This is a genomic window from Flavobacterium sp. PLA-DH12 (assembly GCF_059511845.1).
Genome location: NZ_JCAMPD010000016.1, coordinates 26,198 through 50,306, shown reverse-complemented (window position 1 = coordinate 50,306; position 24,109 = coordinate 26,198). Strand labels below are relative to the sequence as shown.

The window sequence follows — 24,109 nt, the reverse complement described above, 5'->3', positions numbered from 1 at the left end:
ATTACTATATTTTGATTGTAGTCTTACAACTTGAATATTTTATTTACAGAGAAAATGTATTGCTTTAACTATCAAAAGCAATATCAGCTTAGTTGCCAACAACTGCTTTTAAAGCTATATACTTTTCAATACCTTTAAAGTTATGTCCTTTTTCTCTCATAGCTTTAATGAAAGTTGGCGTTGCACCAACCGCTTTTGCACCCACAATATCATTTAAATCTAGATCTGAAAAGCCCAGATCCTTATATTCCTTAACTAAATCTGCTGTGATATTTTGTGATTTTAAAGCCGCAAGATTTTCAGACGAAATGTTTTTATAACCTACTTTTTCAAATTGACCAACATATTCTGGAGTTACATTTAAAGCTTTTAAAGCAATTAAGTCGTCGTTTGAAAGATCATTATAACCTATTTTCTTAAAAGAATCAATATAAGCTTTATCTATGTTTAAAGTTTTGAAAGCAACAATATTGTCCTCATCCTCTTCTCCATTTTCATTCTTTTTTGTTTTTGCCGAAGAACGGTAATCATTAATATACTTTCCGTCAATATTTTGAGATTTTAAAGTGATCAGATTTTCTGGTGAAACATTTTTATAACCCGATTTAATAATATCTTCAATAAAAGCTTTATCAATGTTTAAGGATTTAAAAGGAATCAGCGTTTCAATATCTATATTTCCAATTCCGGCATCTTTAATAGAATCAATGTAATCTTCACTTACGTTTAAAGCCGCCAACGGAATTACTTGTTCTTTGTCTACATTTTTATATCCTTTTTTATGCAGCATTTTTACATACGACGTTTTTATATTAACAGCAAAGAAAACCATAAGATCTGTATCATCTGCCAATGTAATTCCTTGTGCAGCCATTTCTTTGGCGAAATTTTTATTGCCAACAAACTTATACGTTCCCATTCCGCTATTTCCTTCAAATTTTCCAGTAAAGTTCATTGTTCCTGCTTCACGTGTTAGAGAAAATGTTCCTTGTTTATCTTTTGACAATCCGGTAAACTCGCTAATATCATAAGTATGAGTAGAATGGCTATTCTCGTCGTTTTTAAACTCCATTTCTACTTTATTGCCTTTGATTGTGGCAAACCAGTTTCCTTCCGTTTGATCACCCTTTTGAGTGTTTGGACTCGCTTTAGTTCCTTCGTTTTTAATATTCGAAGTTAGCGTCTGACTTTGCGCTGCCGGTTGATTAAAAAGGCAGGCAAACAATACCAATAATGGTAACAGGAAAAAATATTTCCATGTTGTGTTTACGTTTGATTTTTTTGAATTCATCATAATGATTCGTTTTTTGAGTAATGATTGATTATAGTTAGTTGTAAGACTCAAAGGAAATTGTGGCGCCGCTACTTTAAGCAGGCTAAATTGATAACTTTCTTTTTCTACGCTACCTTGTTGTAGCATTTCGTTATCTGTCAAAAATTCAAGATTACTTTCTAATGCTTTTCGCCATTGCCAAGCAAAAGGATTAAACCACTGAAAAACAAGTACGATTTCTGCAAGCAAAAGATCAATAGTATGTTTTTGCTCAATGTGAATTTTTTCATGCAGCAAAATCTGATTGTACGTTTCCCATTCGTATTTTTCAGGATTTATAAAAATATTATTAGCAAAAGAACAAGGTGCTTTATCGCCTGTTATTTCGACAATCCTAAATTTTCCATCCCTAATAATCTCTGATGTGTACGCTCTGTAAAATAATATAACAGCTTGCATCAAAAAATTAAGCGCAAAAACAATGACACCAAACCAATACAAATACACTATCCACTGCAGGACCAAAGCCATATTAAACTGTTGCTTTGTTTCATTTACTAAAACTTCATTTACAGGAAGTGGTTTTAGCTCAGCAGTTGATTCTTTTGCAACTGTTTTTTTTATGGAAGGAATAGCTGCAGTTGCTTTCTGTTTTTGAAGAGAGAATTGTTGCGGAATCGGGAGCAACGGCAAAGTAAAAGCTACTAGCATGCACGCAAGCAAAACAAATCTATTCAAGTTATAAAAAGTCTCTTTCTGCAAAAGCAGCTTATAAAACATAAGACAAGCAAAAAGAATAAGCGCTGTGTATAGAATATAAGGTATCATTTAGAATCTTTTTTTATCATGTTTACGATTTCGTCCAATTCTTTTTCGGTTAATTTTTGCTCTTTAGCAAAAAAGGCAAGCATTCGTGGATACGAATTATCAAAATAGTGGCTTACAACATCTTTCAATGCAAATTGCTGATATTCTTCTCTTTGAATTACCGGAAAAAAGCAATGCATATTCCCTATTGTTTCCCGATTTAGAAACCCTTTTTCTTCTAATATTTTGACAATCGTTGCAACACTATTATAATGTGGTTTCGGATCTGGCAACAATGGAATAATGTCTCTGATGAAGGCTTTGTTTAAATCCCAAAAAACCTGCATAATCTGTTCTTCTCGTTTGGCTAATTTTATCATAGTAGAAATTCTTTTGACAAATATAACTACTAATTAATTAGTAGCAAAACTAATTGATTAATATTTATACTAATTAATTAGTCAGGCCAGTAATTACGGAATATTCAGGCAATGAATTTTTATACTTAACAACTTAAGAAACAATTAATTATAACCTAAAAGTGAAGTTTATAGAAAAATTTCAGGAGAAAGAAGGAAAGAAGAAAGTCCCTTTTTTGTTAATTCCTGACGAGAAGATTGAATATTTTATTTTAGTCTTCCAAGCTAATCTTCTTAGTTCTAATTTTTGAAATTAAAATCAAAATCACAGACAAAACCACAAAAGAGATTAAAACGAAAAATCCGTTTATAATTGCCGTTTGAAAACCTAATTTAGTTGCGTCTATAAAAGGATACGGATAAAATTCGGTTGCAATTCCGTGAAATAAAGTATAAATGATGTAGATAATTGGATAAATCAGCCAAGACGAAATAACTTTAAAAGAGATCTTTTCTGGACTTACAAAAAACAACAAGAAAACCAAAAATAAAATGGGAACGACCGTATGAAAAATTTCGCTTACAATAAGATGATGTCCTTCTAAATGGAGAGTTGGACGAAGAAGTAAGTTAAAAACAATTCCGACAATCAATATATAAACTGTAATGGCCGTAATAGTAGTACACTTTCTGAAAAAAGCATTTGACTTACTTTTACCACCAAATAGCAACAAAGCAGTGCAAAGAAAAACGATCGTATTTGTTGTAATGGTAAAAAAACTAAAAAAACGAACTGCTGCACTAAAAAAAGTGAATTCAGGATTTTTTAATAGCAAATAAAACTGTACAGGCAAGGCGTATAATTCTAGGGCAAAAATAATACCTAGCAAAATCTCCCCTTTTATTTTTGTGGTATTTTCTTTCTCCATATTTCACTAAAAGTCAGATTACTAAAGTAAAACATTTTATTCAAAATAGCTACAAGACTCTTTTCTGTTTTTCACTTTCTGTAATCGTTTTTTCTAGTCTTGAAAGCTGTGTTTTTTCTTGCTTGGCGCTCATAATCCAATGAATCATCACTTTTTTATAAGAAGGAGCTTGCTTCTCAAAAAATTCCCAAGCAGTTTCATTGTTTTTAAACTGTTTCTCGTAAACATCTAACAACGGAACTGGTTCTTTTTCGTGCGAATAAATCTTAGACTTATTTTCGGTTCTAAAACCAAACGCTTTCAAACCAGCATCGGTCATTAATCCCGCTTTTGTCAAATCTTCTATCTTCTGAATATTAATCGCACTCCAAATGCTAGAAGGCTTTCTTGGAGTAAAACGAATTGTATAGCTTTCCGAGTCAATAGATTTTCTAACGCCATCAATCCAGCCAAAACAAAGCGCTTGATCTACAGATTCTGACCAGCTCATAGAAGGCTTTTTACTCATAACTTTATAAAAACCGACCAAAAGTTCTTTTTCTTTTAGATGGTTTTTCTCAAGCCATTTTCTAAAGTCTAATTGATTTGGGAAGAAGATTGGTGTCATTTCTTTTAAATTATTTTATAAATATATCAATATTTTAAATGCTTAAAAGAAAAAATCCGCTTCTAGTTTGAAGCGGATTCTGATTGTTTATATTATTTCGCTCCTCTGGAGCTTTCTCTTATGAGAGAATCATTTTTCTATAAATATTTCGCTCTTCCAGAGCTAATATTGAAATCGAATAATTATCTAAAATAAAGCTTCGGAGAAGCTTAATATTTATAGAAATAATCAACGATTAGAGAATCAAAGCTCCAACGGGAGCGACATATAAAATTAGTTAACGCTTATCTTAATCGATGCAACCGAAATTCCATTTCCTGCTGTCGCCTTCAACTTAATATTCTCTTTCTTTCCATTCGACTGAATAATTACAACGCATTTTCCATTAAACAACTTACAAGAATTGGCTTTAAAAGAATCTAAATTAGCCTGATAACCATTATCGACTCCAACTAATTTTCCTCCGCCAGTTACTTCAAAATTGACTAAATCCATTGCGTTTGGCACTAAATTCCCATCTTTATCCGTCATAGAAACTGTCACGTAAACCAAATCGTAAGTATCGTTTTTAATTGCAGTTTTATCAGCTTGCAAGTCTAATTTTGAAGCTTCTCCTGCTGTACGGATTTCTTTCTCTAAAACTACTTTTCCGTTCTTTCTAGAAACAGCTTTTAATGTTCCAGGTTCAAATTTCACTCTCCATGAAATATGCAAATCATCATTTTGTTTTGATTTTTTTCCTAACGACTTTCCATTTAAAAATAATTCTACTTCATCAGCATTATTATAATAGGCCCAAACTTCGACTTCTTGGTCTTTTTTCCAGTTCCAATGCGGTAAAATATGCAGAACCGTTTTATTCGACCATTCACTTTGATACATATAATACACATCTTTTGGCAGTCCAGCTAAATCTACAATTCCGAAATATGAACTTCTTGCAGGAAATGGATACGGGTCTGGTTCTCCGATATAATCAAAACCTGTCCAGATAAAAGTTCCTGCCATGAAATCCTGACTTTTAATCGTTTTCCAGTTTTCTTCGTGCGTCGCTCCCCAATACGATTTCACCTGATCGTAAGCCGAAACCGTCCAATCTGCATTTCCGTCAAACGCAGCGCCGTATTTTGTTGGCCATGCTTTAATTCCGTCTGGAAAATCATAATGTCCACGCGTTTCTAAAGCCGAAACACTTTCAGAGGCTAATATTTTCTGCCCTTTAAATTTCGTTGGAAAATCTTTATAATCTTCGTGTTTATAGTTGAAACCCAAAAGATCTAAAGCTCCTGACTGATAAATAAAGTTTTTCTCAATTACATTTTCTGTCAAAGCCGAAGTCACAGGGCGAGTGACATCTAAAGATTTAACAATCTTAGCCAATTCTCTTGTAATCGCAATTCCTGTCGAATCAAACTGCTCTCTAATTTCGTTACCAATACTCCACATCATTACTGATGGATGGTTACGGTCTCTTTTAATAAAATCTTCTAAATCTTGTTTGTGCCAAGCATCCCAATCTTTGTGGTAATCGTTGGTTACTTTTTTCTTTTTCCAAACGTCAAAAGCTTCATCCTGAACGATAAATCCCATTTCGTCGCACAATTGCATCATTTCCAAAGAATGTGGATTATGAGACATTCTGATAGCGTTGGCTCCCATTTCTTTCATCAAAGTCAGTTTTCTTCTAACCGCGTGAATATTTTCAACTGCCCCCAAAGCACCATTATCGTGATGCAGACAAACTCCATATATTTTGGTTGGAACTCCATTTAATGAAAATCCTTTCTCTGAATCGAAATTGAAAAATCTAAATCCAAGTGGCGTTTCATAATTATCTACTAGTACAGATTTCTCGTAAATTTTTGTGATTACTTTATACAAATACGGGTTTTCAATATTCCATAATTGTGGCTTTAGAACTTCAAGATTATGCACCTTCGTTTCAAATGCTTTAGCCTCAATTTTCTCTACAGAAATCTTATTTGCCACTTCTTTATTATTGCCATCTAAAATAGAAGTAACCAATGTAAATTCTCTGGCAGTATCATAATCATTATCAATTGTAACTTCTAAATGCACTTTTGATTTCGCTGTTGAAACTTCGGGCGTAGTCACAAAAGTTCCCCACTTTCCAACGTGTAATTTTTCAGTTGTCACCAATCTCACATTTCTGTAAATTCCAGAACCTGTATACCATCTTGAGTTTGGCTGAGCATCGTTATCAACTTTAACGGCTATAGTATTGGCCTGTCCATAATTTAAATAGGGAGACAAATCATAACCAAAAGAGATATAACCATTTGGACGAATTCCTAATGATTTCCCATTTATAAAAACTTCGCTATTCTTAAAAACACCATCAAACTCAATTGAAATGGTTTTACTTTTCCAGCTTGCCGGAATAGTAAAGACTTTACGATACCACCCTTTTCCAGCGGGCAAAAATCCTTGTGCTTGCTTGGTTTTAGCATCTTTATCAAAAGCTCCTTCAATACTCCAATCATGTGGCAATTGAAGTGCTCTCCAATCTGATGCATTATAATTGGCATTAACTGCTTCTGGATAATCTCCTAATTTGAAGTTCCAATTTTTGTTGAAATCTTCAACAATTCTGGCTTGTTTTTGTGCAAAAACTGATATTGAAAACAATAATGCAATTGTAATTTTTTGAAATGTGTTTTTATGTTTAATCATAAATATGTTTTTTATTCTAATCGTATTTTTCTGTAAAGACGCACTGCAGTGCGTCTACGCTCCAATTGTCCATACTATGTGTTAGACGCACTGCTGTGCATCTCTACAATAAAACCTTGGCGTCTTTGTGCCTTCGTGGCAAACTACCATTTACTGAAATTCGAAATTATCCAACATTAATCCCTTCAAATCATCACCTTCCAACGTAATTTTATACGTTCCTGCATTAATATACCCCCCAGAAGTCGTATTTAAAATCTTCCATTTTTCTGGTGAAGGGAAAAACTCAATCGTATCATTTCGCATTAAAATTCCGTAGGCATCTTCCATTTTGAATTTCACTTTTAATGGCGTTTCATTTCTATTCATAAAACGAAAACGCATTAAGTAAATTCCAGCAACTCCTGGTTTTACTTCAAACTCAATGCTATTGTTTGTCTTTTTTGTGAACTCAATATAATCCGCTTTTTTGAAATTTCCTTTTTCTATTCCAGCTCCCGTTATTTTTGTCTTTTCGGCTTCTATAATCACAACAGGTCTCGAATCGTCTTTTTCGCCCATATCATAAGTTGGAACGACGGCAATTGTCGAAATGGTTTCAGAATTATCAAAAATAACTTTCTCGTCTTTCTTTATTTTTTTAGTGAAAACTTCAAACTCCGTTTGACTGCTATTTTTAGCTTTTTCTTCTATTTTTTTATATTTCGAAAATTGCTCTAAATTCAAATTTTTCTTATCTATAAAAAGATATAATTCTGAATCTTCTTTAGCAGTAAATGAACCTTTATTTTTAGAATTAGCTGAAAACTGTAAATAATCTGCTCCAAAAACCTCAGAAGGCAATTCGGTAAAAACAACATCAGAATCTGAATATTGTTTTGAATTAATATCTAGCCATGAAGTTACTCTGTTAGTTTTATCATAAGAATCTAAAACTAGATTCTGAATGTTTTTTGAAGATTCCTCCGCAGGTCTTACATGAATGTCTTTTGTTGCAATCGCAATGGCAGAAATAATTGCCTGTGAAGCTTTTACATTTGGGAACGAAATCACAATTTTTCCGTTTGTACTTTTTACTTTGAATGTTTTCTTCAAAGCGTTATCATGTCCAGCTTCTGCCCAAATATCGAAATCTTTTAAAACAACATTATCATTAATTGCTACGTCAAACAAACGCCAGCCTTTGCAATCCATTCCGCCACCAGTTCCGTACCAAGGTTCTGTAAAATATAATTCTATTAAATATTCGCCATCTGGAACTGGAAATTCGTAACGCAATTTATCAACTCCGTATCTAAAACTTTGAAATAATTCAGGATCTTTTGTTCCGTTTATTGGGTCAAAAGTTTTTCTTTGACTGGCAAAAAAATCTGGCAATTTTTCAAAATTATCTGTCCACGATAACGAACCCCAACTGTTTTGACCGTTTTTATGTGTATCTGTAAACCAAGTATTTCCCGCAGAATCTGTCAATTCAGAACCTCCGCAATTTACTCTGTAAATATAATTATACCCTTTTTGGGCTTTTGTTATATCCGTTTTCTCAGACGTTAAAGCATCAAAACTTGGTGCTTTTGGAAAATTATTTAAAACGATATAATCTTTAGCAACCGCTTTTCCATTTACATAACCAACAGCATATAAAACATTGTATTGAATATTGACATTATTAAACTGAAAATGCTGACCGATTCCTGGATTTTTTAGTTTTCCTAAAGAAGATTTATTCACATCGTTAAACAATTCTACTTCATCACAATTCGAATAAATATCGATTCCGTTTTTGATTCCCGGTTTTTCCCAACGACTTGGCCAAGTATGCGAAACGATATACACCATCGGATTGGTTTTGTTTGAAACATAATTGGCGCGGTACATGTAAAATGCATCCAAAGGCTCACCCCAAATGGTAAAAAGTCCTTTGTAATTTACTGGGCCAACTTTGTCAATGTCTCTAAAACCTTCTCCGTTTTGCACTCGTCCCGGATTTTCGTGAGAAGCAAAAAGCCAATTAAACTGTCCTGCAATTTTATCTTTTACAGATTCGGCTTCTCTAACTTTAATTTCCATTAACTGAGAAAAACGGTTTTCGCTTAAAGTTCCTTTTTGATCAAACTCGCCTTCGGTATGCAAATCGGCAGAACGCCACGCGCCGTATTCTCCGTTTAATAATTGAGTCGTCATTTCTAAATGATACTTTAACGGATCTCCGCCATAAGTACCCGACCAGTTTTGAACGACATTCCAATCGGTTCCTTCTCCACCGTTACAAGTTGTTACGATTCTTTGCGATGCTGATAACGGATCCATTTCGCGGATAATCTGTGTGCATTCTTCCGCAAATTCTTTCGGAATAGTGCTTTCGTTCTGCAATCCCCACATAACAACCGACGGACTGTTTCTGCGTTCCTTAATCCATTCTCGTAAAAGAGTTTTGAAGTTTTCTTTAAATTCTGGAGTATCATACCAAATATGTGCCGAAAACTGGCTCCAAAACAGGATTCCGTTTTCGTCTAATTCTTTTTGATATAATAAATTATGAGGCTGATGCGCTTCTCTAAAAGCGTTAAATCCGCCTGCTTTTATCTGTTCGATTCTGGAATGAATCATTTCGTCTGAAAACGAATGACTTTTTCCAATCAAATGTTCGTATTCGCAAACGCCGTTTATAAAGACTGGTTCATCATTAATAAAAAAACGATTGTCTTTTCCGTCACGACTAACCGGCCAACTTACCCAGCGAATTCCGTAAGGCGTTGTTAACTGATCGATTATTTTTCCGTTTTCGTAAACTGAAGTAACCAATTTATACAAATACGGATTGGATGGCGACCATAATTTCGGATTCTGAATCTCAGGAAGTGTCAGTGCTATTTCCTTTGTTTCTCCCGAATTGATTTTGCTATCGCTTTTATTGACAACAACTTTCTTTCCTGACGCATCCAGAAGGATATTTTCGATAGTTAAGTTTCGTTGTGAAGTGCTGTAATTCTTAATTTCTGTAATCGTATGAAGAATCGCTTTTTGTTTAGAAACCGATTTATCGTTCCAGATATGAACACCAAACGGCTGAATTCTAACATTGTTTGTAATTACCAAAGAAACTGGCCTAAAAATTCCCATTGGCTGAGAACCTTCAGAAAATCCCCATTCACCCGAACAGCCTCCGCAAACCCAAGGAAGATCTGCTATAAAAGAGGGATGTGAAGCTTTTACTAAAATGATATTTTCTTTGTCGAAAGAAACCGCTTTGGAAATGTCCAAGGTGAAAGTAGTTCTTCCGCCTTTGTGTTCGCCTACTTTTTTACCATTTATCCAAACCGTTGCATAAGAACTTACACCTTCAAAATAAAGAAAATGCTGTTTTGAACTGTCTTTCTTATCGAGTTTTAGCGTTTTTTTGTACCAAGCGGTACCATGTAAATTTCCATGTTTTGTTCTTCTGAAACCATAATACTGATCCCAATTGTGAGGCACACTAACCTGCTGCCAATTGGAATCAGTTTTTGGATTTTCTACAAAATCTTCTTCTTTCAGCGGAAGATTATCCAATATTATGGTTTCCCAAGACGAATTCAGCGAAATTTCTTTACGAAACTTCCCCGAATCTTTGCTCTGACTCCAAACAAAGCAAAGACTTGAAAAAAAACAAAAAATAAAAAAAACTATTCTATTCATATTTTCAAAACCATATAAGTGATTATAAGGTTGTTTTAAGTTATCTTGATAACAGACCTAACAGGTTTTAAAAACCTGTTAGGTCTAATCACGTTTACTTCGAGCAAACCTGACGGGTTTTAAAAACTCGTCAGGTTTAACTTTACGTTTATTCGCGTGAGGGATTGAGGCGGTATCCTTTTATGAAGCGGAGCGGAATAAAAGATATAGCCGAAAGCCCGACCCGAAGGGACACGCCCAAATTATTCTTAATAAAACAACCAGTCAATAGCTGCTTTTTCTCCTGCATCAATATATCCAACATCACGTGGCGTTATGGTTTGATCTGCATCGATGAAACCTAAAATCAATACTTTTCCTTTACCTAAATCTAATTTATTCTCGCCCGGCTGGAAACTATACGTATGAATATTTACACGAGGTAAATCTTTTAAATTCATTGCACTTGCCAAAATCACTTCGGCTTGACCGTGCGCATTTCCTGCTGCATCTGTCTCTAAACTTGGCGGCAATAAAAATCTCTTCTGATCTGAATTGAAATAACCCACCACTAATTTAACCGCTTTTGTATTTCTAAACTTCAAATGTGTTCCTTTTTCGTTTTGATCGTTTTCTACAAATGAGAATCCTCTTAGGTTTTGAAGTTCTGGAGCAATTTTAGTCAATTCAGAAATATCTGTTCCGTACACTTTTGTGCCTACTTTAACTAGATAAGTTCCTGGTTTTTCATCTATAAAAGTTACATCAGCGGTTTTCCATGGTTTACCTTCTTTTGTTTCTATTTTACCATCTTTTGAAGATTTTAACTTCTCTAGGTTTCTTTTAAAATTAGCCAATTCACGCTCATAATGCGGTAACAATTCTGCCCAAGTTTTGTTGTTTCCGTCGTCTCCTCCAATCGGGATTCGGCGTTGAGCAGTCTGCATACTGTTGGCATAGTAATACGTATCTTTTGTCAGTTTTACCAATAACTCATAATACTCAATGCTCTTTTCTAAATGAGGCAAAGCTTTATCTAAATCGGTAATATCATTCGAATAACTATATCTTAAAACCAATAAAGCTGCTTTTACTTTTTCTGAAAAGAAATCGGCGAAAGCCTTATAAGCATGAATATCATTTTTAAGACGTTCAAATTCTTCTTTATCTTTGGTTACACTTGCTTCTGCTTTATCTATTGCTTCAACAGCCAATCTTCCGTGTTCTGTAATTTCAGCAATAATCTGTGTTGGAAGTTCACCAGAATGTGGTTCTTTGTTCCATTCTTTTTTAGCATATTCTAAAAGCAATTCGCCCGCTGGTCCGCATGACTCATGGAATCCCGGATATACTCTCCATTTGGACGGATTCACCAACTGACTTTCGAACATTCCCAATAATAAAGTCTGACGGTTTCCTTCTGTAATTCCGAAACGTCTTAATGTTTTTGGGGCAATTTCTCCTGTTTCTTCGTAAGCTTTTAAAATGTTATTTGCTGCTTCCTGACTAGTTCCGTATTTCGCAGCTAAATCATTATCCCAAAATTTAACTTCTTCGTTTCGATCCCTTTTGCTGTCCCAAGCATATCTTGCCCAAGCTTTGTACCAAATCCAGTCACGATCCATTTCTAATAAACGTTCTCCTGATTTTGTTTTATCTGCCGAGTAAGGCCAATCCCAATAAGATGCCTGCGGATATAAATGCAGTGCATTTGCGCCATGAACACTATGCATCGCTTTTACAGTTTTCTGAATAAAATCTGGCGAACCATATCTAAAAGGTTCTAAATTAGCCAATATATGAACATTTTCGATATGAATTGATTTCAAAGCACTCAACTGTTTGTGCGTTTCTCCCCATGGTCCGCCCGGCGTGTAAGTCGTTAAAGATTCTCCTGTGTATTTACTTTCTGTATAAAAGTTTTTGTATAGCGGAAGCGATTTTTCCATTACCAAAGGCCCGTCTGTATCATGAGAACGAAGGATAATTGGCGGTTCTTCTGTTTTTCCTAATGCCTGTAAACCATCACGAACACCTGGAATAATAGTTTTGGTAAACCATTCTACATCATCATCAACTGTATTGATTGCTTCTCCCAAACAAACCATTAATCCAACATTTGGATATTTTTCAATGAATGCTGCGATAGATTTTCTAGTATAATCAGACAATAAAGGCGTAATAGGTCTTGAACGATCTTGAGTTTTAATGTTGTAATGCTCTGCAAAAGGCTTAGAAACAATAATATTATAAAACATCTGAATTACCCAGATTCCACGTTTATTGGCTTCAACCGTTAAGAATTTATAGATTTCCTCATTCTTTTTGAAATCTTCATCGCTGACTTCAACTGCAAACGGATAATCTTTTAATTTTACTAAAGATGCAAAAGGGTGACCGTTCCATAAATACAAAGAGTTCATGCGGTTTTCTACCAGCATATCTAAGTATTTCACCCATAAAGCTTTATCATAAAACCAAGGAAAAGTTTCTGGTGTATATGGATATTCGTAAACATCACGCCCTGGAAGATAAACAGGCTTCTGCATTCCGATGCAAGCGCCTCTCAAAACCATTTCTGGACTGTCGTCAATATTGATTTCTGAAGGAAGTTTTCCTGAAGCTTTAATTTTATCTGTTAATTCTAAAGCACCATACAAAGCTCCGCTTGCATCTGTTCCTTCAATATAAATTACATTATTTTGAGTACGAATCTGGAAACCTTCTTTCTTAGTTAATTTGCTATCGTCGATTTTAGCGCTTTTAGCGTTTTTCTTCCAGAAATCGGTTCCTTTTTCTCCAACTACAATTACTTTATCTTTTGATTTTTTGAATTTATCAGAAGAAGTTACACTGAATCCTTTTGCTGAAAGTGTTTCTGATAATTTCTCTGCTCCAAATTTTGCTCTTGGCGAACTCGGATCACTAACTACTGTGATATTCTGCGCTGTCGCGAAAGAGACGTAAAGACATAAAAAAAGTAATTGTAAATATTTCATAGTATGCTGTTTTTGGGTATTCATTCTAAAAATAATCTGCTAAATCTGCCCGATCTGAGTGAAAAATATCTCTAGCAGATTTAGCAAATTCGGCAGATTTATAGTGAAAAATTGTGTTGTTTAACGATTACATATTGATCACTGTTTATTGTTTAATTCTGGAAAATCTTCTTCAAATAAGCCACATTTGCTCCGTAATTGGCTTTTACATTATGCACTTGTGTGACGTCGCGAGAACGCTCTACAATTAGCCATCCGCTCCATTTCATTTCGTCCAAAGTTTGTTTGATTTTTGGCATGTCAATCGCTTTATCATTTTCTAACCAAAACTGATCGGTGTTGGAAGCGTGAATTTGTGCTACATATTTCTTTCCTAAAATCTTTAATTCTGAAGAAATATCTCTTTTATTATCTAGAGCATTTGCAAAATTGAAAGAACTTTTAATGTATTTTGAACCGACTTCGTCTAAAAGTTTCTTCTCCTCTGTCGCGCCTAAAGAGGTTTCAATCGCAATTACACCGCCTATTTTCCCTACCTCTTTTCCTGCCCATTGCAGTCTTTTGATCACTTCAGGACGTAATTCTGGATTTTTAACCAAGTCAGTTTGAGTTCCTAACGGGAGATAAGCCACTTTTACCTTCATATTCTTCATAGCCTCAATGCAATCCGTAATCATTGGCGTTATTTCTCTTGTCGCAAAAGACTGTGCATAAAATCCCGACATTGCAATTGAGCTTATTCCAACTCCAGTTTCTTTCGATTTATCTAAGAATTTTTGTCTTTCTAGTGGATCTCCTAATTTACTGTCGAAAGTTGGTCTATTTCCTAAACCTCCCATATCGAGTTCGATTCCGTCAGCTTTTATTTCAGCTGCTAAACCAAAAGCACCTAGTTTTTGTCTTTTCAGAATCATCCAGTCACAAACCGCCACTTTATATTTTTGTTTTTTGGAAGACTGAGCCGTTGCGCAGCTGTTGAATGTCGTTGACATAACAACTAGCATTGCAATAAATAAATTTCTTTTAGATTTCATGGTTATATTTTTTTTTGCCACGAATTGCACGAATTTTCACGAATTAGTATTAAAAAAATTCGTGAAAATTCGTGGAATTAGTGGCGAACTTTTTCTTTATTCTTCTTCCGCTTTTACTGCTGTAACTACTTTTCCTTCGTCGCCTGGCCAGATTCCGTTTTTAATTGGAAGCGCCACTAATTTACTTGGATCAACTTTTACATATTTCAGTTTTTCTCTTCTCCAAGTGTACACGATATGCACCATTCCGTCTGAACTTTGAATAATCGAAGGATAAGAATATTGACTGATTTTTGAATCTTCTAAAACTAAAGCAGCATTCCAATTAATTCCGTCTTTAGAAACCGAAACATTCAAAGGTGTTCTTGGTCCTTTTGCTTCTTTTCCTGGAGGAAGAACGTGATTGTAAACTAACAAATGTCTGCCGTCTTTTAAAGTTACAGCATCAGTTCCTGAGTTGTTATTTGGAAGTCCGATTAGCTCAACATCTGACCAAGTTTTTCCGTTGTCTTTTGAGAATGTACTGAAAATCGCTCTGTTTCTAGTTCTTCCAATAGCCTGAATACTTCCGTCTTTATGAAACAAAATACTTGGCTGAATTGCATTTATTTTTTGTTTTCCTCTTGGAAGCGTATCTCCCATTACCCAAGTTTTTCCGAAATCTGGAGTAGATTCCATACGAAGTCTCCAGCCGTCGCCTTCAATGCTTGACGGACATAATAATGTTCCGTTGCTTAATAAAACTGGTTTGTTTTTGATTGGCCCTAAGAAACCGTCTGGCATTTTTTGAGCTTCAGACCACGTTTTTCCACCATCAGATGAAGTTCTGATTACGCCCCACCATTCAGATGGTTTTGGTCCTATTTTGTAGAATAACATTAAATCGCCTCCCGGAATTTGATATAAAACTGGGTTCCAAGTTGGTAATCTCGGCCCTTCTTTCATCACACCATCGGCAACTTTTACACCTTCTCCCCATTTATCACTTCCTTTTGGTTTAATGGCCACATAAATGCAAACATCTGGGTGTCTTTCGTGAGTTCCACCAAACCATGAGGCAACTAAATCACCATTTGTAGTTTCAACAATTGTAACAGCGTGGCAAGACGGATAAGGTGCTTTATCATAAATAAATTCATCTACTAAAATACCTTCTTTCCAAGTCTTTTTCTCTAAAGCAGATTTACAACTTCCTAAAAGGAAAAGTCCAAACAAGACAAATGCTAATTTTGCTAACTTCATTCTTAATTAAATTATGAATTATTTTTTCTGACTATAAATACATACCTAACATTTTTTTAGGTAAAAATATTTATTAAGTGTAAAAATAACACTAAAAAATTAACAATGTATCCTGTACTGTCCCGAATTATTAAAAATGTAAATTATTTAACGTTAATAGCGAAATTTCCTGACGAAAGAGTGACAATTATTTGATTTTTTTCTACAGAATAAGTATAAGAAGTCTTATCCAGCTTTTGTTTATTAATCGAGATTGCAGAAATATCAATAGCAGGAAGATATACTAAAGCCGTTGCATTTGCAGGAATCGTAATATTCCAAACCAAAGCTTTTTTATCTTTTTTCCAATCGCTTTTAATTGTTCCGTAAATCGATTCATATGATGCATCTACATAATTCAATCCAGCATTAAAATCTGGTTTCATAATAATTTGTTTGAAACCTGGAGTTTCAGGATTGCTTTTGATTCCCGCCATATTTTCGTAATACCAAATCAGCAAGTCACCTAAAAGCATAACATGATTTTGCGAATTCATTGCTGGATCGGCAGTATTTCCGTTCCAAAGCTCCCAAATGGTTGTTGCGCCATTTTCGACCATATAACCCCAGCTTGGATAGGTTTTGTTTGAAGCCAATTTGAAAGCCAAATCGCCACGACCAAAATTGGTTAATGTTCGCATCAAAAACTGTGTTCCGATAACTCCCGTGCTTACATGACCGTTTTTAGTCACTTCCACTTCGTGTACAAGATTTTCGAAAACTTTTTGCTGCAATTCTTCTGGAACCATTCCGAAAGTCAAAGGCAGTAAATTGGCTGTTACGGTATTATTGGCATAATTATTTTTGGCTACATTAAAATATTTAGCGTTGAATGCTTTTTTAATTCTTGAAGCTAATTCATCATAATGTTTAATATCATTTTCAGCATTTGCGATTACCGCAAATTTCTTCATGATGTTTAAAAGCTGATAATAAAAAGCACTCGAAATCAATTCGCCATCCGTTAAACGAGAAGGATCTTTGGAACGAATTAATTCCAAAGATTCTGGTGGAACGCACCAGTCGCCGTATTTGTCTTTGGTCATGATATCATCAACCAAATAATTTTCTTCCATGTAATCCATCCATTTTTTCATAGACGGATATTGTTTTTCAACAACTTTCTTATCGCCAAACTGCTGATATAGCATATCGGCAACTGTAATATACGTTCCTGGCCAAGTTACATTATCGCCATAATAACGCCAGAAAGCAGGTGCAACATCAGGAAGTCCGCCATCAATAGTTTGAGAATTTTTAATATCATCTAACCATTTTGCATATAAAGTCTGATTATCAAATAAGAAACTTTCTCCGTAAGCTCCCGTTGTTCTGTCTCCCAGCCAAGGCTGACGCTCATTTCTCTGCGGACAATCGATTGGCATTCCTTTATAATTCCCACTAATTCCCCACCAAGCATTCTTAAAAATCTGATTCATAATTGGGTTTGAAGAATCAAAAGTTCCTGTTGTGGCAATGTCATCGTAAACGACTTTTCCAACGAAATTTTCTAAAGTAGGTTTTGTTTTGAAACCTGAAATCTCCACAAATCGAAATCCGTGAAAAATAAAACGAGGTTCCCAAACTTCTTCTCCTTCACCTTTTAAAGTATAAATATCAGTTGTTTTGGCATCACGCAAATTCGCAATATATAACGAACCATCTGACTGTAACGATTCAGCAAATTTCATGGTGATTTTGTCGCCAGCGTTTCCTTTTACTTTCAATTGCAACCAGCCCACCATATTTTGCCCCATATCTAAGATATAAGTTCCTTTTGATGTCTGTTTGATCGAAATCGGTTTTACTTCACGTTTCACCTTCATATTCGCCGACATCTGTCCCTCGTAGAATCCGCCTGGTTCTTGAACATATTCTGCCGAAAGCCATTTTTTATCATTGAAATTAATGGTATTCCAGCCTTTCATTTCTTTGCGGGCATCATATTCTTCTCCGTCGTATTCGTTGTTAGATAAGATTGGTCCATCGGTTGTAATTTTCCAAGTATCATCGGTTCTAATCACATCTTTACTTCCATCTGCATATTCTACAAACAACTGCAAAGCCATTTTCGGATAACCAAAAGTTTTGATTTTATAAGGTTTATAATCTTGACGCATCGTAAAAAAACGTCCGTTTCCTAAAATGGTTCCTAATGCATTTTTTCCTTCCTGCAATTGCGAAGTCACATCAAAAACATTGTATTTCACGTTCTTCGTATAATCCGTAGGAACGGGCGCTAAAACCTGATCTCCAATTTTATTTCCGTTAATGTATAGCTCGTACAAGCCCATTCCCATGATATAAACTTTGGCACTTTTGACTTTCTTTTTCAGATCAATTTCCTTTCTTAAATATCTCGCTGATAATCTCGAATACTGCGAAATACTATCTCCTGAAGAAGTTTTCTCATACCCAATCCATCGTGTTGATTTCCAGTCAGCATAAGTTAAAATTCCGATGCTGAAATGTGCTGTTTCTTTTGATTGAACTTCGCCTTTGTTGGTAAAAACAAGTACTTTCCAATAAACATCTTGTCTGTCTTTTAGCTTTTTTCCGTTATAAATTACATTTACAGATTCGTCGCTTTGTACCTTTCCGCTGTCCCATAAATCTGCATTTCCGGCATTTAATTTTTCTAAAGACGAAGACGCCAAAATTTGATAATGAGTTTGTTTTACATCATTTATGCCTGCTTTTATTTTCCAGCTCAATCTTGGCTGTAAAACGTCAATTCCTTCAGGATTGGTCAGCATTTCGCATTTTAAATCACTCACAATGATTTTATTTTGGGCTTTCGCCGAAATCGTGAAAAGTGAAATGATTAAGGTAAGATGTAAAAAAAACTTTTTCATGGTATTGTTTAAATAAAGTCAAGTCCCTGAGGGACAATATATTTATAGATTTTATAATAGTTAGTTCGATAAGCCCCAGTGGGGTGACATAATTTTCTATAGATATCGCTCCGCTGGAGCTTTTTATCATTTGGATCTTTATTTCGCTATAAATATTTAGCTTCTCCGAAGCTCACAACTAGATTGTTAAGGATTTATAAATCGTCTTAATTTATCCAATGCGCTTAAACTCTCAAAAACTATTTTATTCCGTTCTAACAACTTACTTGTTTCCCAGCGTATTTTCCACTCTGGGTCTTTCAGCTTTTGTCTCAGCTTCGATACAATGGTTGGATTACTCTTTAAAACCTGTTCATCAATCCAATCAGGAAGAAATTCCAAAGCGCTTAAACGAGTTTCAAAATTCTTATGATCTAAACCTTTAAGTAATATTTCTCTCACTCTTTCCGCACCATAAGAATCTATTGTTTCGACTATAATCTCATTAATAACAGAAGAAAGTTCCTTAACATTATTTTGCTCTAATCCTATTTGGTAAACCCTTCTGAATTCATCTGAAAGAAAATCTGCCCATTTATCAAGATCTTCATCCTCACTCAATGCATAGTAGACAAATCTAACTTTATCGGGCTGTGTATAAAGATTGTTTTCACAAAAACGCTTTACTGGCTCTAGATCTTTTACCGCCAATTTTTGAATGTCTTTAATCGCTTCTTCTGAATCCTCATGTTCAAGATCGTAATATTGCTCTAAAGTGATGATCTGGTCAAAATCATGTATGGGTTGGTAAACTATTTTATTTTCGCTCATAGTGCTTGGTGTAAACTTTGGAGTATATTTTTTCAGAAGTTCCTTAATTTCATTCTCAGATACATCGTAATCATCTATTTTTATTTCGATCGTTTTCTGCTTATAAACAAATGTAAGGTAGAGTTCCTTATATGACAAATTGTACTTTGCTGTGTGTTCTGTTCTGGCAATAACTCTTGGAAATACAATATCTTTCCATTCATAAAAAATCTCATCAAGTTCTAATCCTTCTTGTGAGAATATTATTTTTTTATGAAAATTAAAGAGCGTCATTACCGCTTTTTTCCCATAAACGATGATAAACAAAACAGCTACAATTGGCAATACTAAATTGCTAAATTTAAGTGTAATCTTTTCAACATTTATAAGTGATAAAAAGTAAATACCTAAAACCACAAATACCATATTCCATATAATATGAAATACACCACCTTTGATTGAATAGTTTAATACTGTTTTCTTCAAATTTTATTGTTAACTAAATCAACTTATCAGCGTATCAAACCCGAAAGGTTTTAAAACCTGTCGGGTTTATAACTAATTTGAAATCACACGCTCCAATTTCTCAGAAACCGCAATTTCTTTTCCGTTTTTAAAGATTCTAAAACCTTTTCCTTTTTTATATTTTTCTCCTGTTTTATCCCAAAGAATGGTAATAATATTGCCGTGATACAAAACATTATCCAAACAAAACCAATCCCATTTTTCCTGTGGAATCAACGGATTTACTTCAATCTTTTCATCTGCTCTCGGGCGTAAACCAACCAATCCTGTAATCACCAAATCATTGAAAGTGGAGTGATTGTAGTAACGACTTCTTTCTCTGTCGCCCATTAACCAATAACCCGTTGTTTCATCCAAATACTCGCCAAGATAAGGCTTCCCTCTGTAATATTGCGACTGAACATACAATTCCATCTGTTTGAAATAATCAGGTTTGGCTACAAAATTCTGATTGTAATTATTCAATACATTCGCTAAAGCCGTTAAAGTCTGTGAACTTGCAAAAGGCCAAATTGCCCCATCCCATTCGCAGGTTCCTGTTCCGTGTGTTCTAAAACGCGGACTTCTTCTTTCTGCTGTTGTTAAACCGAATGGAGCCGAAAATCCTTTTTCATCCTTAATCTGTTCCCAAGCTTTTTCAAAACCTTTGTTTTGCTCCGGAAGATTAAAATACCACGGAATAAACCCGATGGCTTCTCGAACTTGTGCCAAAGTATCTTTTTCTGTTAAGGTTTCAAAAAACTCACTTTTCTTGTTCCACAATTTCGTTTCTACTAATTGCTGCAAAACGTCAGCTTTCGCTTTGAATTTGTTTTCTGTTTCCTTATCTCCTTTCAATTCAGCCATTTTAGAAATCGCTACAGCGTTCCCGTACATATAACTATTAATTGTTGGTCTTGCATTTTGCACTTTTCGTCCTCCACTTAAAGATTCTTCCATTCCATCTTTCACATCATGCTGCCAAAATAATCCATCTTTGCGCTGGCGGTCTTTTTCCCAAACTGCATAATCTGTAACCATGTCTGGGTACAAATCAAATAAGAATTTTTCATCCTTATTTACCAAATAACGATTGTACAAAGCATCGGCTGTCCAACTGCTAAATTTATACAATTTGTTCATTGGTTTTCCATCATTTCCTCGGTACCAAATTTTCACATCCTGCTCAATATATTTCGGATCATGAACCCATCTAAATTCGTTGATATGGTGTCCCAAAGCACAACTGATCATATTGTATTTATCGGCATACGAACGATCAACTAAAAACTCTGTAATTGCAAATCCTTGCGGAGTATTTTTGATATGCTTACGAACGCTCCACCATCTGAAATAATAGATTTCCTCAAAATTCTGCTGCGGACATTCAAACAACGGAATATTCTTTTCCATCCACGCCCACGCACTGTCATTCGGAATTGCGAATTTTAAATTCTCATCTTCCATCGTGTTGAAATAATCAACATAATGCTTAAAGTTTTTTTCTTTTAAAATAACCGATTTTCCTTTTTGTGAATGATCCACAGTCGATTTGCAACTGCTGTTTATACAAGCAATTACTATTGAAAGTGTTATTATTTTATGTTTGAAATTTGTCAACATTTAAAATTCTATCTTTTTAAAGTTAAACCATATAAGTAATATAAGTTCAATTAAGTTTTACTTTATATTTTCTTATAGTACTTATATGGTTTTAAAATATTTTTTAATTCCCCGAAAAAGTATACGTCTGTCCTGCTTTCATATTCACATCGTAAATATTGTAGGTTGGCAATTGTACTTTAGGCAATTTTGCTTCATTAGAAATAATCGGTTTCTTCACTTCTACATCATAAAACAACGGATTAGGATTTTTTCCTTTTGCTTTTTTTAGCGAAGAACCTTTCAACGTATTCTCAACTTTTAATCGGCAGTTTCCTCCAATTTTCGAATAGATTTTCAACTCCGAAACTTTATTGTTTTTCCAAGTCATATCAATTACAAATCCACCTCTTGCCACTAACCCTTTTATACTTCCATCTTTCCATACAGTTGGTAAAGCAGGCAGTAAATGAATCACATCTTCCTGACTCTGCATTAACATTTCGGCGAAACCGGCTGTACATCCAAAATTTCCGTCAATTTGAAAAGGCTGATGTGCATCTAACATATTCGGATAAGTTCCTCCGCCTTTTCTTTGATCTGCTGTTACCAAATGCAATTGATCTTGAATCAATTTATAAGCATGATTTCCGTCTAATAATCTCGCCCATAAATTCACTTTCCAACCCATTGACCAGCCCGTAGATTCATCTGTTCTATAAATCAAAGATTGTTTTGCGGCTTCAAACAATTCCGGTGTTTTAATTGGTGAAATCTGATTACTTGGATACAATCCATACAAATGGGAAACGTGTCTGTGATTGTCTTTCGGATTATCCCAATCGTCCTGCCATTCTTGCAATTGATTATGTTTTCCGACTTTCATTGGTGGCATTTTTGCCAAAGCATCACTTACTTTTTTTACATAAGCAGCATCTGGAGAAACCAAAGCCGAAGCTTCGATAACGTGCGTAAACAAATCAAAAACCAACTGATTATCCATTGTAGTTCCTGACGCAATTGTTGCTTTTCCTGTTCCGCCTGCGTGTGTGTTTTCAGGCGAACTTGATGGGACAACTACTAAATATTTTGTGTTTGGATCTATAACCATAAAATCTAAAAAGAAATCCGCAGCACCTTTCATAATTGGATAAATTTCTGCTAAATACTTTTTATCACCAGTATATAAATATCTTTCCCATAAATCCTGACAAACCCAAGCACCGCCAGTCGGCCACATTCCCGAAGCAGCTGAATCTACCGGAGCAGTTACACGCCAAATATCAGTATTATGGTGTAAAACCCAACCATTTGCATTATACATCATTTTGGCTGTCTCTGCACCTGTAACGCTTAACTCTTTTGCCATTTGTACAAATGGTTCGTGCATTTCTTGCAAATTAGTTACTTGTGCAGGCCAGTAATTCATTTCGGCATTGATGTTTGTCGTGTATTTACTATCCCAAGGCGGAGTGACCATATCATTCCAAATTCCTTGTAGATTAGCTGGCTGTCCGCCTGGCTGTGAACTTGAAATTAAAAGATAACGTCCGAATTGGAAATACAAACTAGCTAATTGGGGATCGAACTGTTTCGAAAAATCCCTGATTCTTTCGTTTGTTGGTTTCTTAATCAAATCATTTGAACCTAAATTTAAAGCAACTCTGTTGAAGAATTTTTGGTAATAATCAACGTGCGCTTTCTTTATAGTTTCAAAATCTTTTGTTTCCGCTTTCGCTAAATAGTCTTTACTTTTCGCAATTTCATCGCCCGAAATATCCTGATAGTTTTTAAAGTTCGTAGCAATCGATATGTATAAAGTTACTTCATCGGCTTTGTTGATGCTTAAAACGCCGTTGCTGGCATCGATTTCACCGCCTTTGTTTTTAGCCGTTAATCGGCCTTGAAACTTAACTTTTCCTTTTACACCTTCAAAGTTAGTTCCAACTCCCGAAAGTATAATCTGGTTTTCTTCTGTCGAAGCAACCGTTTTATCAATCGGACTGTTCATGAAAACATTACAAGTAATCTGTCCCGGCTGACTCGCAGTAAGTTTTACTACAATAACCTGATCTGAAAATGCGGTTAGAATTTCTCTTGTAAATTCAACACCATTTACTTTGTATTTTACTTTTGCTGTAGCATTGCTAATGTCTAAATCACGATAATAATCAGTATATTTTTGATGTCCAGCAAATGAAATATAAACGCTCCCAAAAGTTTGATATGGCATTCCGTCATTCGTTTGCGACATAATTTCCTGCGTTGCCAAATCCTGCGCTTCATCAAATTTTCCGTCAAAAATTAACTGACGAACAATTGGAAGTGCTTTTATCGATTTATTATGAGCATTGCTATTTGGAGAACCTGCCCAAATGGTTTCTTCGTTCAACTGCAAACGTTCCACTGCTGGATCTCCAAAAACCATTGCCCCCAAACGTCCGTTGCCTAAAGGCAGAGCTTCGTTCCAGATGGATGCGGGTTTATCGTACCAAAGTTTTAAGTCACTTTGTGCTTTTGCAGTCAAGGAAAAAATTCCGATAAAGATTGCTGTTATTTTAATTTTTAACTCCATAGTATAATTTTTTTTCGCCACGAATTACACAAATCGCACTAATTACTTTTTAATTTTTATTTCAATTTCTCTAATTTATTTTGCCACAGATTAAATGGATTATTTGGATTTTTTTATCTCCATAATCTGCTAAATCTGCGAGAG

The 24,109-nt window shown here is 34.9% G+C and carries 13 protein-coding genes; all 13 read right to left on the bottom strand.

Annotated features, from left to right (window positions below):
- Positions 1-88: 88 nt before the first annotated feature.
- A complete protein-coding gene (locus AC5ZCW_RS22080; protein ID WP_496121805.1) occupies positions 89-2,101 on the bottom strand; it encodes a M56 family metallopeptidase in 2,013 nt (670 codons plus the stop codon).
- Positions 2,098-2,460 carry a BlaI/MecI/CopY family transcriptional regulator gene (locus AC5ZCW_RS22075; RefSeq protein WP_496121804.1) on the bottom strand — a complete coding sequence of 121 codons (363 nt, stop codon included), beginning with the start codon at positions 2,458-2,460 and terminating at the stop codon, positions 2,098-2,100. The genes AC5ZCW_RS22080 and AC5ZCW_RS22075 overlap by 4 nt, the downstream gene beginning before the upstream one ends.
- 251 nt (positions 2,461-2,711) lie before the next feature.
- Entirely contained in the window at positions 2,712-3,368 is a 657-nt protein-coding gene (locus AC5ZCW_RS22070) for a Pr6Pr family membrane protein (protein ID WP_496121803.1), read from the bottom strand.
- Between the two features lie 49 nt (positions 3,369-3,417).
- Complete coding sequence (locus tag AC5ZCW_RS22065) at positions 3,418-3,975, bottom strand: YdeI/OmpD-associated family protein (protein ID WP_496121802.1); 558 nt, start codon at positions 3,973-3,975, stop codon at positions 3,418-3,420.
- A gap of 273 nt (positions 3,976-4,248) precedes the next feature.
- A complete protein-coding gene (locus AC5ZCW_RS22060; RefSeq protein WP_496121801.1) occupies positions 4,249-6,669 on the bottom strand; it encodes a glycoside hydrolase family 2 TIM barrel-domain containing protein in 2,421 nt (806 codons plus the stop codon).
- 150 nt (positions 6,670-6,819) lie between these two features.
- Entirely contained in the window at positions 6,820-10,347 is a 3,528-nt protein-coding gene (locus AC5ZCW_RS22055; protein WP_496121799.1) for a malectin domain-containing carbohydrate-binding protein, read from the bottom strand.
- A 248-nt stretch (positions 10,348-10,595) separates the two neighbouring features.
- Entirely contained in the window at positions 10,596-13,325 is a 2,730-nt protein-coding gene (locus AC5ZCW_RS22050) for an alpha-d-galacturonidase (RefSeq protein ID WP_496121798.1), read from the bottom strand.
- 152 nt (positions 13,326-13,477) lie between these two features.
- Positions 13,478-14,359: a sugar phosphate isomerase/epimerase family protein gene (locus AC5ZCW_RS22045; RefSeq protein ID WP_496121796.1), complete on the bottom strand. Its 882-nt coding sequence runs from the start codon at positions 14,357-14,359 to the stop codon at positions 13,478-13,480.
- A gap of 96 nt (positions 14,360-14,455) precedes the next feature.
- On the bottom strand, positions 14,456-15,601 hold the full coding sequence (locus tag AC5ZCW_RS22040; protein ID WP_496121795.1) for a sialidase family protein: 1,146 nt from the start codon (positions 15,599-15,601) through the stop codon (positions 14,456-14,458).
- Between the two features lie 143 nt (positions 15,602-15,744).
- Entirely contained in the window at positions 15,745-18,495 is a 2,751-nt protein-coding gene (locus AC5ZCW_RS22035; RefSeq protein ID WP_496121793.1) for a glycoside hydrolase family 78 protein, read from the bottom strand.
- Between the two features lie 186 nt (positions 18,496-18,681).
- Positions 18,682-19,770 carry a HEAT repeat domain-containing protein gene (locus AC5ZCW_RS22030; protein ID WP_496121792.1) on the bottom strand — a complete coding sequence of 363 codons (1,089 nt, stop codon included), beginning with the start codon at positions 19,768-19,770 and terminating at the stop codon, positions 18,682-18,684.
- Positions 19,771-19,842: 72 nt separating this feature from the next.
- Complete coding sequence (locus tag AC5ZCW_RS22025) at positions 19,843-21,411, bottom strand: MGH1-like glycoside hydrolase domain-containing protein (RefSeq protein ID WP_496121790.1); 1,569 nt, start codon at positions 21,409-21,411, stop codon at positions 19,843-19,845.
- Between the two features lie 103 nt (positions 21,412-21,514).
- Positions 21,515-23,965 carry a glycoside hydrolase family 95 protein gene (locus tag AC5ZCW_RS22020; protein WP_496121789.1) on the bottom strand — a complete coding sequence of 817 codons (2,451 nt, stop codon included), beginning with the start codon at positions 23,963-23,965 and terminating at the stop codon, positions 21,515-21,517.
- Positions 23,966-24,109: the final 144 nt, after the last annotated feature.